This window comes from Hadarchaeum sp. (SeqCode) (genome assembly GCF_038871235.1).
Taxonomy (GTDB): Archaea; Hadarchaeota; Hadarchaeia; order Hadarchaeales; family Hadarchaeaceae; genus Hadarchaeum.
The window spans coordinates 66,306-79,813 of sequence record NZ_JAVZIN010000002.1; the positions used below are offsets into that span (position 1 = coordinate 66,306).

Here is a 13,508-nt window from a genome sequence, read left to right on the forward strand (position 1 = left end):
ATTGTGTTCTTAAATTTTTATTTCACAAACTTCATCTAACTCAAGCCTTCTCTAACCAAAAACCAACAAATAAAAAAGATTAAAAAATTTGCTGATTTTAATTAGTTAGTAGCAAAACTATTTCTCTAGCTCACGGTAGCCGCATCATATACGTTGCCCTTATATCGTATCTTCAGCAAATCTCCGGTTTGACAACCCGAAGCGGACAGAGCTACTGGGATTCCTCTCTCTAAATCGAACGAAACAGTTTGCCAGCTTGATATAGCTGTAGCACCCCGATACACAGCATATTCCCATTCTCCTGCGTTTATCTTGGATGGAACCATTGTACTCGATGGTGTAAAATTAATGTTGTCACCGTTCTTTACGGCAGTTCCTGTTATAATCGCCGATGGCCCTGTGCTTGTAACGTAGTATACGGCTATGGCAACTATGACCAAAACTGCTGCCAACATGAGTAAGTATTCAGTTGCTCCTTGACCCCTCTTATCAAACCTCATTTTATCCCTCCGGTTCTAACTCCGCGAAAAATTTGATTTAAGAACTTCTTTACGAAGTTCGAAAGTTTAAGTTTCTAAATCTGAAACTTGCCGCGACAAAATTACCGGCCCAAGCGCTCAAATTGATTTAGGCACCAAAAAATTTATCACATATCCTGCCAAAACAAAAACCACGGTTGCTACTATCATAAACGGAATGGTGTATGTGAGTCCTTTTGATATCTTTCCATATCTTAGGAGACCGACGACTAGGCTGCAAATAAAGGCCTGTAGTGCGTTATAAACCATCGCAATGATGGCCATCTCTGAAGATATACCAATATTGGTTCCACCTACCCTGATGCCGCTGACACCAACCGTCAGCCCCACTATAAACGGGGCCGCAAATAAGGTCACCGCATACAGAAACATTATCTGTTGCGTGGTCGCGGCTTTCCGTTCCCGCTGTATGGCCTGAATTTCACGAATATCGCTTGCAACTGAATCCAAAACATTGGCCAAAGCTGCACCGCGCTCAATTCCTTCTGCAATCAGTTGAAATGCTCTCTGAAACAAGGATGAACAAGATCTTCGGGACAGGGCCAAAAGCGCATTAATGAGCGGCCTTCCTTTATTGACCTCAGTTATCACTCTCTCAAACTCTAACGAAAGTTCTCCGTAATTAGATCTAGCAATATCCTCCAGCGCTGAATCTATACCCACTCCCGCCCTAAGTGTGCTCGCCATCTGATGAAGTGCATCCGGCAACGCCCGTTCAAGTTCAGCCGCTCTTCGCTGGGCCAGTAACGCCAACAATCCTTGCGATATACTCACAAAGGAAACAATGGCAGCCAAAGGAGCCAGAAAAATTAACAACCATCCAAAGAAAAATGATATCGTCACTATTGCTAATGTCACCCCGACTGAAAATACCACAGATATCCCCAAAAACTGCTCCGCGGATAGCCTCAGCTTAGTTGACTCCAACTTTCGGCCAATTTTATATCTAAATTTTTCTGAAAAAACCCGCCTCGCCAAGTCCGTTAACCACCGCGAGAACACCATCTCATAACCTCGGTTCTAGTTTCTTTATCATAATTACGAAATAAAACAACAGAAAGGGGAGCAAAATTAGATAGATAACACCAGCGGCCTGAGTTGATATCCCCGCCCGCCCCATTCCTGAGGAAATGTTTACCGTTATCATCAGCATTGCCGGTATTACCGCGGAAACAAACATGTAGATCATTGTAATCATATTCAGAGACTGAGTGTAATCGCGCAACTTCATGCGCATCTCAAAGGCGGCCTCATCCGCCAACACGCTCAAAACCTTGGCTAGGTCCCCACCGGTTCTCAAGGCCCTTCTTATCTGGCGTGTGGTCTTTCGAAGGGGCTCCGAAGGCACCCGACCATCTAGGCGTGCTAATGCTTCCTCAAAACTAACACCTTTATTCATGTCCGAGATAACCCTGCTGAATTCCTCGGAGAGTGCCCCGTAATCGGCTCGACTTATTGAGGTAATCGTCTCCGGTAGGCCTATTCCTGACGAAAGTTGGGTACTCATGTGTCGCAGAGCATACGGGAGAACTCTATTCACCTCCGCAACTCTTGAGTTTAACTTGCGCTTGGGATATGTCCTAACAAAATACACTGTAAATAAAAAAGATAATGCCCCGCCAATACCTAGGAACAAAAATGGAACGACAAAATAGAACAACAAGACTGATGTAAAGGCCGCCATAAGAAAGCCGCTGACAATTGTTTTCACCGCGCGTCTCTTAGAAGGAGTCTCTGTACTGAGTTGAAAGGAGTCGGTGCTTACTCTCTTGAAGAACTTAGCAAGTGAAAATTTTTCTGATTCTTTATCAAATGAATCTAGACTTGTCGCACCACCCCATAGCTGACTGTTTGAATTTTCCTCAAAATCCGAAACTGGCTCCTCGACTCGAAATACGCTGGAACTCTTAATTTGTTTTTTAGCTACTGATGTTGACTGGCGCATTGAACCCCGAATCTTTTGGACCGACTCACCCACGCTAAAGACCTTATTTCCAACCGCCAAAAAGATCTTTACCAAACCTTTCTTTCCGGCCCTTCTTTTTGACATGGCACCACGGTCGGCCTCAAGATTTTTTTAATCCAGCTTTATTCAACACCGCAGCAGGGTTTCGATAATATTCTTGGACCAATTTACCCACCTCAAAGATATTCCGAAGGCCCTCGCGCTTCATCCAACTGAGAAGCTTTTCTCTTCTCCTCAACTCAACTTCTATCTCATCCCCGCTGACACCGCTGAACTCAGCAATCATCCTTTTTATTTTTATTGGCACTCCTGTGGGCTCAACTGTGTCGGTTTTAGGATTCCATCTGAAGATCCGGCTTAGCTGTGGCTTTCCTCCCTCAAATCCAGTAATTTCGGCCACCTCAGTAACTCGGCGAATCTGCCCCATCTGCCTATGATAAATGCGCTGTTGCATGATGACAACATCCAGAGCGGTGATCATCATATGGGGGACACTCATTGGTGGCTCCGTCAATCTGGTGATGGTCTCCATTGCACTGTTAGCATGCACGGTACCCATACACCCATCGTGTCCAGTATTCATGGCGGTGAACATAGTCCTCGCTTCAGGCCCCCTCACCTCACCGACGATCATCCTGTCCGGCCTCATCCTCAGTGCATTCTTGACCAAATCATCCATCGTTATCTCTCCGCGCCCCTCAACGTTCGGTGGTCTGGTCTCCAGTCTTATCCAGTGTTTATGCGGGAGCTGAAGCTCGGCCGTGTCCTCGATGGAGATTATCCTCTCCCTCTCCGGGATAAAAGTTGTAGCACAGTTTAACGTCGTGGTTTTTCCTGAGCCAGTCCCTCCTGCTATCAAAATATTGGCCGGCTTTACTCCCAACCCGTCCACGATCAACCAGAGAAAGGCGGCAAAATTTAACGACATGGTACCATAATCGAGGATATCCAAAATAGTCAACGGGTCCCTTCTAAATTTCCTTACCGATATGGTTGGGCCATCAATAGAAACTGGTGGTATCGTCGCATTGACCCTGCTACCGTCCGGCAGTCTCGCGTCTAGCAAGGGAGATTGCTGGTCTATGCGCCTACCTACAACCCGGGCCATTTTGTCTATTAAATACTTTATAGACCTCACATCTCGGAAAACTATGTTTGTAAAACACATCCCATATTTGCGGTGATAAACGTAAACGGGCTTGTTAACGCCAATGACCATGATGTCCTCAAGTCTGTCATCCGCTATGAGCGGGTCAAGCATTCCATACCCTAGCATGTCCCTAACGGCAAGTTCTCCAAGCTGGTGAAAGCGGTCTGCAGGAATTTTAACTCCTCTGCTCTCCCGCGCTATTATCTTTAAAACTTCTTGGGTGAACGTACGCTGCCGTTTCGCTGGGTCTGATATCCCTTCTGGGTTTATTTTTATCTCTTCGGCGGCGATGTCCTTAACTATTTCAAGAAGTCGTTGTTCTTCCTCCGTGATCTCGGGCATTTTCACCCTGTAAAAAATTAAGGGTTGCCCTTCTTCCGATATTATTTCTACCTGTCCGTAACTTTCAAGTATTTTTTCTCGAACACGAGTTTCTTTGACCTGAAAAACAGAGGAACTAGCCGACTTTTTTTTACCTTTTATGTCTGTCCTAGGCTTAGTTAATTTGTCTGGAGGAGGGGACTCTTTTGCATCTGAGAAGAGGTAACTGGACGAAGCTACTTTTACAGAATGATTCATCATTTTTTTCGAAATAGCCCGGCTAATACCCCGAATCAAATTTTTGGGCGCTTTTGACACGGGCAGACCATCTTACGTAAGTTATAAATGCGTTAAAAGGATTATTTATCAAATACTGAAAGTAAAGTTTAAATCTGAAAACAATGGTAAAAATAGGAGGGCGATATTATGAGTGCGCTAGGAGGTAGGCCGGTACTCGTGCTGCCAGAAGGTACCCGAAGACTGATCGGGCGTGATGCCCAAAGAATGAATATTCTTGCGGCCCGGGTTATCGGCGAAGCCGTTAGAACTACCCTGGGTCCGCGTGGTATGGACAAAATGTTAGTTGACAGCTTGGGCGACGTCGTAATAACTAACGACGGCGTCACCATATTAAAAGAAATGGAAGTGGAGCACCCTGCAGCGAAGATGATGGTGGAGGTCGCCAAGACGCAAGACGAACAAGTGGGCGATGGAACTACAACCGCCGTCGTCATCGCAGGGGAGCTGCTGCACGAAGCTGAACGCCTTTTAGACCAGTCGATTCACCCGACTGTCATCGCTGGCGGATACCGGCTCGCCGCTGAAAAGGCCCAGCAGATTCTGGACAGCATCGCTGAACCGCTGAAAATCAGTGATGACGAGATACTGAAGAAGATAGCTATGACGGCGATGAGCGGCAAAAAAGCCGAAGGATCAAGAGAAAAATTGGCTGACCTTGTTGTCAAAGCGGTAAAACAGATAGTTGATAAAACCGATGGGGGCTACATTGCAGACATTGATTACATCGGTGTGGAGAAAAAGCCAGGAGAAAGCACCGATGACTCTCAGCTGATCCAAGGTGTAATTTTGGACAAAGAGAGGGTTCACCCAGGAATGCCCAAGAGAGTTAAAAACGCAAAGATAGCCCTACTCGACTGTGCCTTAGAGATAGAGAAGACCGAAACCGACGCCGAAATCAGGATAACAAGTCCAGACCAGCTCAAGGCTTTCATGAACGAGGAGGAATCCATACTCAAGGGCATGGTTGACAAGATCGTTGCCACCGGAGCTAACGTCGTCATCTGCCAGAAAGGTATAGACGACTTGGCCCAGCACTACCTTGCCAAGGCAGGAATTTACGCAGTGAGGCGGGCGAAAAAGTCCGATATGGAAAAGCTGGCCCGCGCGACCGGAGGAAAAGTGGTCACCAACCTTGATGACCTCACGGCAAATGATTTGGGCAAGGCCAGCTTGGTGGAAGAAAGAAAAATCGGCGACGACAAGATGACCTTCGTTGAAGGCTGCAAAGACCCCAAGGCTGTTAGCCTGCTCATTAGGGGAGGAACGGAGCACGTTGTTGATGAGGTAGAAAGAGCCGTTCACGACGCCATCTGTGTTGTTGGTGCCGCAATTGAAGATGGAAAATATGTGGTTGGTGGCGGTGCACCCGAAGTCGAGTTGGCCAAGCGACTGAGAGAATATTCTGAAACTGTCGGCGGCAGGGAGGCTCTAGCCATCAACGCCTTCGCCAATGCCGTCGAATCCATACCTAGAACCTTAGCTGAAAACGCCGGAATCGACAGCATAGATATCTTGGTTGAACTGCGGGCCAAACATGAAAAGCCAGATGGTAAATATTATGGTATTGACGCCTACAAGGGAAAAGTAGTTGACATGAACAAAGAAGGAATCCTTGAACCACTCAGATCAAAAACGCAGGCGATCAAATCGGCCAGCGAAGCTGCAATAATGATACTGAGAATTGATGATGTCATCGCTGCCTCCAAGCGTGAGATCTCTCCGCCTAAGGGCCCAAGCAAAGAAGGCGAGGAAGAAATCGGCGAGGATTAAGTCTATCTGATGAAGACAACGGCGGCTAAGGCGGCACCGTGTTGCTCGACAACGTGACCCGCTGAAACTGAAGTGACCTTGGTGGGTTCAAGTCCCCTCCTTTCCATCATGTATCTAACCATGTCCTCAGCCGTCCTTGCCGCCATCTTTTGAGTTATGCCGATATCGTGGTACTCAGAGACCATCCCGTGAGAGGTTTCACTGATTGCTATCCCTACTGCTGCGGCTATCTTCTGCCCTGGTGTTGAACTACATATCTTGGAGATAACGAGGGGTACTATTGTCCCTGGTTCCATCTTCCTCCATTTGACTATCTTACAACCAATGGGCCAAATGCTGGACACTGGTACTAGATTAAGTTCGGCAATGCCTGCCTTTCTAAGCGCATTGTCAAAGGCGACTAATTCAAATGGTCCATCGGCGTCGCCTGCTACCAACGCTGCTTCTTTGGGTACTTCCCACATACTATCACACTATCCTAGGTCGGTGTGTTATTTTCTCCAGTAACATTCCCTCGATCTTGAGAGGGAACTTACGTCTCGCGACTTCCAGAGCTTCATCGAGTTTTGACTCATGTTCTGCATAAATTTCAAAAAGCGGCTCTCCCTTATCAACTTTTCCCTCCTTTTTCCGCAACAACACAATGCCAGCGCCTTTGTCCCTCGGAGCACCTGCAGTCCGTGCTATCTCGTTGACATTCTGGTTGTATATTTGAGTCACGTAGCCGGAATATGGGGCCACTACTACTTCTTTTTTATCGCCGATGGGGATATCCTCTGGTTTGATGTCAGGATTTCCTCCTTGAGCAGCAATTATCTCACGCATTTTTTGATATGCCTTCCCCGACCTTAAAATTTCAATTGCCATCTCCTTACCTAATCCTGGAGGAGCCGCACCACCTAACTCAAGCATGATTGCAGCAAGGCTGGTTGATTTCTCAATTAGGCTTCCGGGACCTTTCCCAAGGAGCGCCTCTAGCGCCTCTTTTGCCTCAAGGGCAGGGCCCACATTATGTCCAATAGGCTGGCCTCCGTATGTTACTGCCACTTCCACTTGAACTTTCAAACGATGCCCAAGCTCGATAAAATCGTGAGCAAAACTGCGCGCCTCCTCAATGTTCTCAACTTTCGCTCCCGGTCCGGTTGGTATATCGATCAAGATGCTGTCGACTCCTTCAGCTAATTTCTTCGACATCACGCTGGCCAGTAGCTGGCATCTCGGATCAATACCCAACTGACGCTCTATGCTAATTATTATATCGTCGGCCGGGGCTAAATTAACAGCCCCTCCCCAAGCCAAAACGCCACCTACCTTATTAGCGATCTTTTTTATTTCATCTATACTAAGGGTCACATTCGCAAGTACTTCCATAACGTCGGCAGTTCCCGCTGCGCTAGTAATGGATCTGCTGCTGGTTTTAGGAACTATTATTCCTGTTGCCGCTACTATGGGCACCGTTATCAGAGCATACTTGTTTCCTGGAACACCTCCTATGCTATGAACATCTAGCACATGTTCCCGATCAAACTCAATTCTATCACCAGTGTCCAACATGTGTTGAGTTAGCGCAACTATCTCATCCAAATCCATATCTCTGATGAACTCGGAAACGACAAAAGCCGTCATTTCGGTGGTGCTCAAGTTACCAGCAACGATATCCCGAATAATGGCACCGATCTCATCGTGGGTCAACTTCCCGCCGGACATCTTCTTTTTAATCGAAGCAACTGACTGGGGGCGCGGCGCGATCTCAACGCTCACCACATCACCGGATTTCAGGGCTAGGGCCTCTGTGACCTCGCGAAAAGCACCAAGTTCTCCAGGCTTAACCAGTTTATTGGTCTCATTAGCAATCGCCACGATCGTCTTATTTTCCGTGATCAATTTCACTCTATCACCGGGAAAATGGCCGATCTCTTGGGAATCTCTCTCATGTATCACAACAATGTTGCGTCCGGTTTCCATGTCAAGCGGCTTAGTTCGGAGAGTAAGTTTTTTCATGATATCAGAATTTTTTATGTCATTAAAAGACTTAAACGTTTTCAAACAAATGATGAATGGATTGGATGATAAAAATCGAAGAGTTAAACGTGGAAAACAAGAAAATTTGTGGATTAGTAGCTGATCTCCCTAAGGCTCCACTGGTAGCAATAATCGCACCCAAGGGATACATCATGTGCGGTTATTTGAACCTAGAAACTGCGGAAAATTTGGGCCAAGCAGCCGCAATCGTGAGAGGCGTTGCTAGTGTTGAGGATATGCTAAATAAAAAAATTTCAGCAGTTACCTCACAAGCCAAGATTCTTGGGATTAATGAAGGTACTCCCGTTAAGGAAGCTATTAAAAAATTGATCTGATTTTTGTTGCCGTTTTCAGTTTCCTGCTGATGGATCCGATTCTCTGCAACATTATCTTTCTATTTCTTAAATTTTCTTCAATAACTTTAACCAAAGCGCTGCCCACAATCGCGCCATCAGCACCTGCCTCGATAATGCTCAGGATATGCCTTGGCTCAGAAACTCCGAATCCAACCACAACTGGGACTTTGCAGTAGCCCTTGGCCTTAAATACGAGGGAGCTAAGCAATGGTGAAAGATTCTTTCGGACGCCTGTGACTCCTAGCAGACTAACCAAGTAAAGGAAACCGCTTGTTGCGCTTACGATCTTCTTAAATCTTTCCTCAGTAGTAACAGGTGTGGCAAGGAAGATCATATCCAAACCGCGTTTCTTGGACTCCTCCATCACCTCCCGCGCCTCCTCAACGGGAAGATCCGGGATTATCAACCCATCAACTCCACTAAGGGCACAATCGGTAATGAAACGGGATATGCCGCTCTTGAGAATGGGATTAAAATAGCTCAAGCAAATTAGCGGCACTTCTACTTTCTCTCTGATTTTTTTCATTAAGGCAAAATAAATATCTGTGTTCATACCAGATTGAAGGGCTCTTGCAGCTGAGGCTTGAATTGTGGAGCCATCAGCAACCGGGTCGGAAAAAGGGAGGCCCAGTTCTATCATGTCCACACCTGAGTCTTCAAGTATTTCAGCCATCTTCAATGTCAAATGCGGTGTGGGATCTCCTGCCACTAAAAAAGTCACTAATGCACCTTCTTTCTTGAAACTGAGCTCCTCAAACTTTGCTGCGATTCTGCTCACAATCCAACCCCCTTACCTTTGCAGCTACTTCTGCGTCTTTGTCACCTCGCCCGGAAAGATTCACTACGATTACTCCGCCTCTAAACTTCTTCGGCATTTTTTTGAGATAGGCAACGGCATGCGCTGATTCGAGCGCAGGAATTATCCCTTCCGACTGTGAAAGAAGTTTAAATGCCTCCATGGCCTCGCTATCAGTAACGTGATCGTATTTTGCCCGACCCGCTCTCTTTAGAAAAGCGTGCTCCGGTCCCACTCCGGGATAATCCAGACCTGCGGCGATGCTGTGGGTCTGACTTATTTGTCCAAACTTGTCCTGCAAAACATACGTAAAGCAACCATGGATCACCCCCTCGGTACCGGCACATAGTGAGGCGGCATGTTGGCCTGTTTCAATCCCTTTGCCTCCGGCTTCTACTCCATAAAGGGCTACGGGATCATCAAGAAATTCGTAGAAAATACCAATGGCGTTGCTACCTCCTCCCACGCAGGCAAGAATCGCATCTGGCAATCTTCCCTCCAGATCAACTATCTGTTTTCTTGTCTCTTTCCCAATAACACGCTGAAAATCTCGTACTATCATGGGATAAGGATGGGGGCCCACAACCGAGCCAAGTAAATAATGAGTATCTTCTACATTAGCCGACCAGTCACGAAGGGCCTCATTTATCGCATCCTTGAGCGTCCCTGACCCACTTTTCACAGGAATCACTTTTGCGCCGAGCATTCGCATTCGAAAGACGTTAAGCCTCTGGCGCTTGACGTCCAACGAACCCATATAGATTTCACATCGAAGCCCCAGCATGGCCGCGGCCGTGGCCGTGGCAACTCCATGCTGGCCGGCTCCGGTTTCTGCGATGAGTCTGGTTTTACCCATGTATCTGGCAAGAAGCGCTTGCCCCAGCGTGTTGTTAAGTTTATGCGCTCCAGTACCGAGCAAATCCTCCCTCTTCAGATAAACGTTAAATCCATATATCTGACTCAGTTTTCTAGCAGGGAAAAGAGGAGTGGGCCGGCCCCCATACTTTTTTAGAAGATCGTGAAGTTCTTGCTGAAAATTTTTATTTTTCTTAATCTTCAGGTAGTACCTCTCGAGTTCTTCAAGAGCTGGCATCAGCGTCTCCGGTACAAACCTTCCCCCATATGGGCCGAAATATCCATGCTTATCAGGATATCTACCAACGAACTTCATTCTGATTACCCGCACGTAAGAATAAACTGAAAATTACGTGGTTACCCAGCGTGTTCTCAGCTCCGTTCGGCTTTCCTCACCGCTTCTAAAAACTCCTGCATGAGCTTGGGATCCTTTCGTCTTGGACTCGACTCCACTCCTGTAGCTACGTCGACCCCATACGGCCTAACTATTTTTATCGCCTGTGCTACGTTGGTGGGGGTAAGACCGCCAGCGAGAAAAACTGGCCTTTTCACAACTTTTCTTATGCTGGCGCTCAGGTTCCAGTTGTGAGGGAGGCCAGTTCCCCCTCCAGAGGGCCCTTCAGTATCTATTAATAGAAAATCGGCGCCTTCTGAGAACAACAAGGCTTTATGGATAATTTCCTCGAAGTTCCCAATCTTTTGAGGAACCGAAACAACCGTCATCACCCGAGCATCAAGTTCTTTCCTTAATTTAAGAAGTTCTTCTGTTGAGAAAGTAAGTTGGAACTGGAGAATATCCGGTCTTAATTTTTCATAAATATTTTTTACATCATCGGCACATCGAGGCAAAAAAACCGCCACTCTCGCGACACCTTGATCGACTTTGTCAAAAATCTTGGAGGCTTGGTCAATATTCACGTGACGCGAGGATTGTGGGATGAGAATAACTCCCACCATATCAACGCCCAGCCTGCACGCGATTTTTACATCCCCAACTCGAGTGAACCCACAAATTTTAATTTTTGTCATGTTTTACCTCGCGTTCACCAATGATCTAACCTTCTGCTCAATATTTCTAGATGTCATCAACGCTGTGCCCACCAGAACCGCATCCGCTCCAGCATCAAGCATACTTCTCACGTCAGCTGCTGTGAATATTCCACTCTCGCTCACCAGGGTTACATCTTCAGGTATATCAGGTGCAAGGTCAACTGTACGCTGCAAATTTACCTTTAAAGTTTCTAAGTCTCTATTATTTATCCCAATTAACTGAGCCCCAGCTAAAACCGCCAACTTGATCTCTCTCTTGTTCGTGACTTCAACCAAACTTTCCATTCCAAGCTCTTCAGCCAAGAGCATAAAATCGCGCAGGCGGGGGCCAAGCAACTTGACTATTAGCAGTACTACGTCCGCCCCTAGCCTTGCTGCCTCTAAAATCTGATACTCATCAACGATGAAATTCTTATAGATTAAGGGGACATCAACTTTATTTCGCAACTCACCAAGAAAGATTGGGTCACCTTTAAAATATTTGGACTCGGTAATAACGGAAAGCGACACAGCTCCACCACGAACCATTGCATACGCCACCTCGATTACATTTGCTTCCAGTCTGATGTCTCCTACAGATGGCGAGGCACGTTTTATCTCGGCAATTATTGGTACTCTCTCTGCCTCCTCTATAGCTCCTATCAAGCTTAATCTCTTGACTTTTGGAATTTTTGAACATAGAATTTGATTGACACGAGCCCTACGCTGCACCTCTTTCCGAACCTCCTGAACTATGTTTGTTAAAAAGTTCATTAAACAGCCTCCAATCTTTCTAACTTTTGAAGATCGCCTCCAGTTGCTTTTATTAATTGCAACATCTTTTCATAGGCTCGTCCGGAATCAATGGAGTCTTCGGCGATGGCCACCGCTTCACGTAAGTTATCAGCTTTACCTGCAACCACTATTGCCGCAGCCGCGTTCAAAAGCACGATTTCTCTCTTTGGCCCTCGTTCTCCTTTTAGAACCTCCAATAAGATACGCGCGTTTTTCTCAACGTCGCCACCAACTATTGAATCTGGATCTACGCGAGGTATTCCAAATTGTTCTGGATAAACCGTGTAAGTCGCAATTTCGCCATCGATAAGTTCTGATATTTGCGTTCCACCCAATATCGATATTTCATCTAAACCATCAAGCCCATGAACAACCATCGCCCGTTTGCATCCAAGCTTTTCGAGTATGCATGCCATTTTTTCCGTTAAAACCGCATCAAAAGTTCCAACAACTTGTGCTTGAGCGCCAGCGGGATTTGTCAGTGGACCCAAAAGGTTAAAAACAGTCGGGATTTTTATCTCCCTTCTAGGTCTCATCACATGCTTCATCGCTCTATGGAAACTTGGAGCAAACATGAAACCTAAGCCTATTCTCTCGATACAGCGCTCAACCTCCTGAGGCGGTAAATCTATTTTCACACCGATCGACTCAATTACATCCGCACTTCCCGATTTGCTTGTCTGTGACCTGTTACCGTGTTTTGCTATAACCACGCCTGCCCCTGCAGCGACAAACATTGCGACGGTGCTAACATTGAACGTTTTTATCTTATCTCCTCCAGTTCCGCAGATATCGACCAGCAACCCATTGACTCTCGGATTTATCCTTATAGCAAATCGACGCATCGCGCTCGCAAAAGCGGCAATCTCCTCCGCAGTTTCTCCCTTCATTCTGAGCGCTGTGAGAACGGACCCTATCTGTGCCTCAGTTGCCTCGCCAAACATTATTTCTTTCATTGCTTCCTCTGCTTCATGCCAAGTAAGATCTCTATATTGAACCAGCTTTTTAATCGCATCTTGAACCGAGTTCAAAACAGTCCCTCCGTAAAATTTTTAATCAACGTTTTGCCATGCTTTGTGAGAATAGATTCTGGATGAAATTGAACCCCAAAGATCGGCAATTTCCGGTGCTGAAGCCCCATTATTTCTTTATCTTGGTCAAGCGTCACCGCGGTCACGCGCAAACAACTTGGCAAACTTGCTTGATTAACTGCAAGTGAGTGATAACGAGTTGCTTCGAAAGGGCTTGGAATGCCCCGAAAAAGTACGCTTCCATTATGTATGATTTGAGACACTTTACCATGCATAAGCATTTTCGCGTGCACTACTCGCCCACCGAAAGCACAGGCAATCGCTTGATGCCCTAAGCAGACGCCCAAAATAGGAACTTTTTCCCCAAATCTTTTAATAACCTCAATCGAGATGCCTGCATCCTTTGGTTTACCCGGCCCAGGGGAGATAATAATTCTCTCCGGATCAACGTCGGCAATTCTCTCAAGTGATACATCGTTCAAGAATACAACTGGCTCTGCACCTAGCTCACCTATATAATGAACTAAGTTGTAGGTGAAGCTATCATAATTATCAATAACTACAACTTTCATCCTAAC

Annotated in this window: 14 protein-coding genes; 2 read left to right on the forward strand and 12 right to left on the reverse strand. The window is 46.4% G+C overall.

All coding sequences use genetic code 11. The features are described from left to right. Positions 1–125: 125 nt before the first annotated feature. From QXT02_RS01230 to QXT02_RS01245, 4 genes are all read right to left on the reverse strand, one after another. A complete protein-coding gene (locus QXT02_RS01230; RefSeq protein ID WP_342811500.1) occupies positions 126–500 on the reverse strand; it encodes a class III signal peptide-containing protein in 375 nt (124 codons plus the stop codon). A gap of 117 nt (positions 501–617) precedes the next feature. Then, positions 618–1,466: a type II secretion system F family protein gene (locus QXT02_RS01235; protein ID WP_342811501.1), complete on the reverse strand. Its 849-nt coding sequence runs from the start codon at positions 1,464–1,466 to the stop codon at positions 618–620. Between the two features lie 79 nt (positions 1,467–1,545). Beyond that, on the reverse strand, positions 1,546–2,589 hold the full coding sequence (locus QXT02_RS01240; RefSeq protein ID WP_342811502.1) for a type II secretion system F family protein: 1,044 nt from the start codon (positions 2,587–2,589) through the stop codon (positions 1,546–1,548). 16 nt (positions 2,590–2,605) lie between these two features. Further along, on the reverse strand, positions 2,606–3,997 hold the full coding sequence (locus QXT02_RS01245; RefSeq protein ID WP_342811503.1) for a CpaF family protein: 1,392 nt from the start codon (positions 3,995–3,997) through the stop codon (positions 2,606–2,608). A 405-nt stretch (positions 3,998–4,402) separates the two neighbouring features. On the opposite strand from QXT02_RS01245, the gene thsB reads away from it, so the two are divergent. Further along, complete coding sequence (gene thsB / locus QXT02_RS01250; protein ID WP_342811504.1) at positions 4,403–6,046, forward strand: thermosome subunit beta; 1,644 nt, start codon at positions 4,403–4,405, stop codon at positions 6,044–6,046. Between the two features lie 2 nt (positions 6,047–6,048). On the opposite strand, the gene QXT02_RS01255 is transcribed toward thsB, so the two are convergent. Further along, entirely contained in the window at positions 6,049–6,510 is a 462-nt protein-coding gene (locus QXT02_RS01255; RefSeq protein ID WP_342811505.1) for a pyruvoyl-dependent arginine decarboxylase, read from the reverse strand. A 4-nt stretch (positions 6,511–6,514) separates the two neighbouring features. After that, entirely contained in the window at positions 6,515–8,047 is a 1,533-nt protein-coding gene (locus QXT02_RS01260) for an AMP phosphorylase (protein ID WP_342811506.1), read from the reverse strand. 65 nt (positions 8,048–8,112) lie between these two features. Here QXT02_RS01260 and QXT02_RS01265 point away from each other — a divergent pair, with 65 nt between their 5' ends. Then, entirely contained in the window at positions 8,113–8,403 is a 291-nt protein-coding gene (locus QXT02_RS01265) for a YunC family protein (protein ID WP_342811507.1), read from the forward strand. Here the strand turns inward: QXT02_RS01265 and trpA are convergent. The 6 genes from trpA to QXT02_RS01295 are packed head-to-tail and all read right to left on the reverse strand — an operon-like array spanning position 8,387 to position 13,502. After that, positions 8,387–9,202 (reverse strand): tryptophan synthase subunit alpha, encoded by an 816-nt coding sequence (trpA, locus tag QXT02_RS01270; protein ID WP_342811508.1) that lies wholly within the window; start codon positions 9,200–9,202, stop codon positions 8,387–8,389. The two genes, QXT02_RS01265 and trpA, sit on opposite strands and share 17 nt — an antisense overlap. Further along, the gene (trpB, locus tag QXT02_RS01275) at positions 9,177–10,391 is read right to left on the reverse strand and encodes a tryptophan synthase subunit beta (RefSeq protein WP_342811509.1); all 1,215 of its coding nucleotides are present in this window, start codon (positions 10,389–10,391) and stop codon (positions 9,177–9,179) included. The genes trpA and trpB overlap by 26 nt, the downstream gene beginning before the upstream one ends. Positions 10,392–10,447: 56 nt before the next feature. Next, entirely contained in the window at positions 10,448–11,104 is a 657-nt protein-coding gene (locus QXT02_RS01280) for a phosphoribosylanthranilate isomerase (RefSeq protein ID WP_342811510.1), read from the reverse strand. A 3-nt stretch (positions 11,105–11,107) separates the two neighbouring features. Then, positions 11,108–11,878 carry an indole-3-glycerol phosphate synthase TrpC gene (locus QXT02_RS01285; protein ID WP_342811511.1) on the reverse strand — a complete coding sequence of 257 codons (771 nt, stop codon included), beginning with the start codon at positions 11,876–11,878 and terminating at the stop codon, positions 11,108–11,110. Then, positions 11,878–12,930, reverse strand: a complete 1,053-nt coding sequence (trpD, locus tag QXT02_RS01290) for an anthranilate phosphoribosyltransferase (RefSeq protein WP_342811512.1) — start codon at positions 12,928–12,930, stop codon at positions 11,878–11,880. Before trpD ends, QXT02_RS01285 begins: the two co-directional genes overlap by 1 nt. After that, positions 12,927–13,502 carry an aminodeoxychorismate/anthranilate synthase component II gene (locus tag QXT02_RS01295; protein ID WP_342811513.1) on the reverse strand — a complete coding sequence of 192 codons (576 nt, stop codon included), beginning with the start codon at positions 13,500–13,502 and terminating at the stop codon, positions 12,927–12,929. The genes trpD and QXT02_RS01295 overlap by 4 nt, the downstream gene beginning before the upstream one ends. Between the last annotated feature and the right edge of the window lie 6 nt (positions 13,503–13,508).

Excerpts from the sequence above, each read along its gene's own strand:
- QXT02_RS01230 (WP_342811500.1), bottom strand. The coding sequence starts at position 500 with ATGAGGTTTGATAAGAGGGGTCAAGGAGCAACTGAATACTTACTCATG.
- QXT02_RS01240 (WP_342811502.1), bottom strand. The coding sequence starts at position 2,589 with ATGTCAAAAAGAAGGGCCGGAAAGAAAGGTTTGGTAAAGATCTTTTTG.
- QXT02_RS01245 (WP_342811503.1), bottom strand. The coding sequence starts at position 3,997 with ATGCCCGAGATCACGGAGGAAGAACAACGACTTCTTGAAATAGTTAAG.
- thsB (WP_342811504.1), top strand. The coding sequence starts at position 4,403 with ATGAGTGCGCTAGGAGGTAGGCCGGTACTCGTGCTGCCAGAAGGTACC.
- QXT02_RS01255 (WP_342811505.1), bottom strand. The coding sequence starts at position 6,510 with ATGTGGGAAGTACCCAAAGAAGCAGCGTTGGTAGCAGGCGACGCCGAT.
- QXT02_RS01260 (WP_342811506.1), bottom strand. The coding sequence starts at position 8,047 with ATGAAAAAACTTACTCTCCGAACTAAGCCGCTTGACATGGAAACCGGA.
- QXT02_RS01265 (WP_342811507.1), top strand. The coding sequence starts at position 8,113 with ATGATAAAAATCGAAGAGTTAAACGTGGAAAACAAGAAAATTTGTGGA.
- trpB (WP_342811509.1), bottom strand. The coding sequence starts at position 10,391 with ATGAAGTTCGTTGGTAGATATCCTGATAAGCATGGATATTTCGGCCCA.
- QXT02_RS01280 (WP_342811510.1), bottom strand. The coding sequence starts at position 11,104 with ATGACAAAAATTAAAATTTGTGGGTTCACTCGAGTTGGGGATGTAAAA.
- QXT02_RS01285 (WP_342811511.1), bottom strand. The coding sequence starts at position 11,878 with ATGAACTTTTTAACAAACATAGTTCAGGAGGTTCGGAAAGAGGTGCAG.
- QXT02_RS01295 (WP_342811513.1), bottom strand. The coding sequence starts at position 13,502 with ATGAAAGTTGTAGTTATTGATAATTATGATAGCTTCACCTACAACTTA.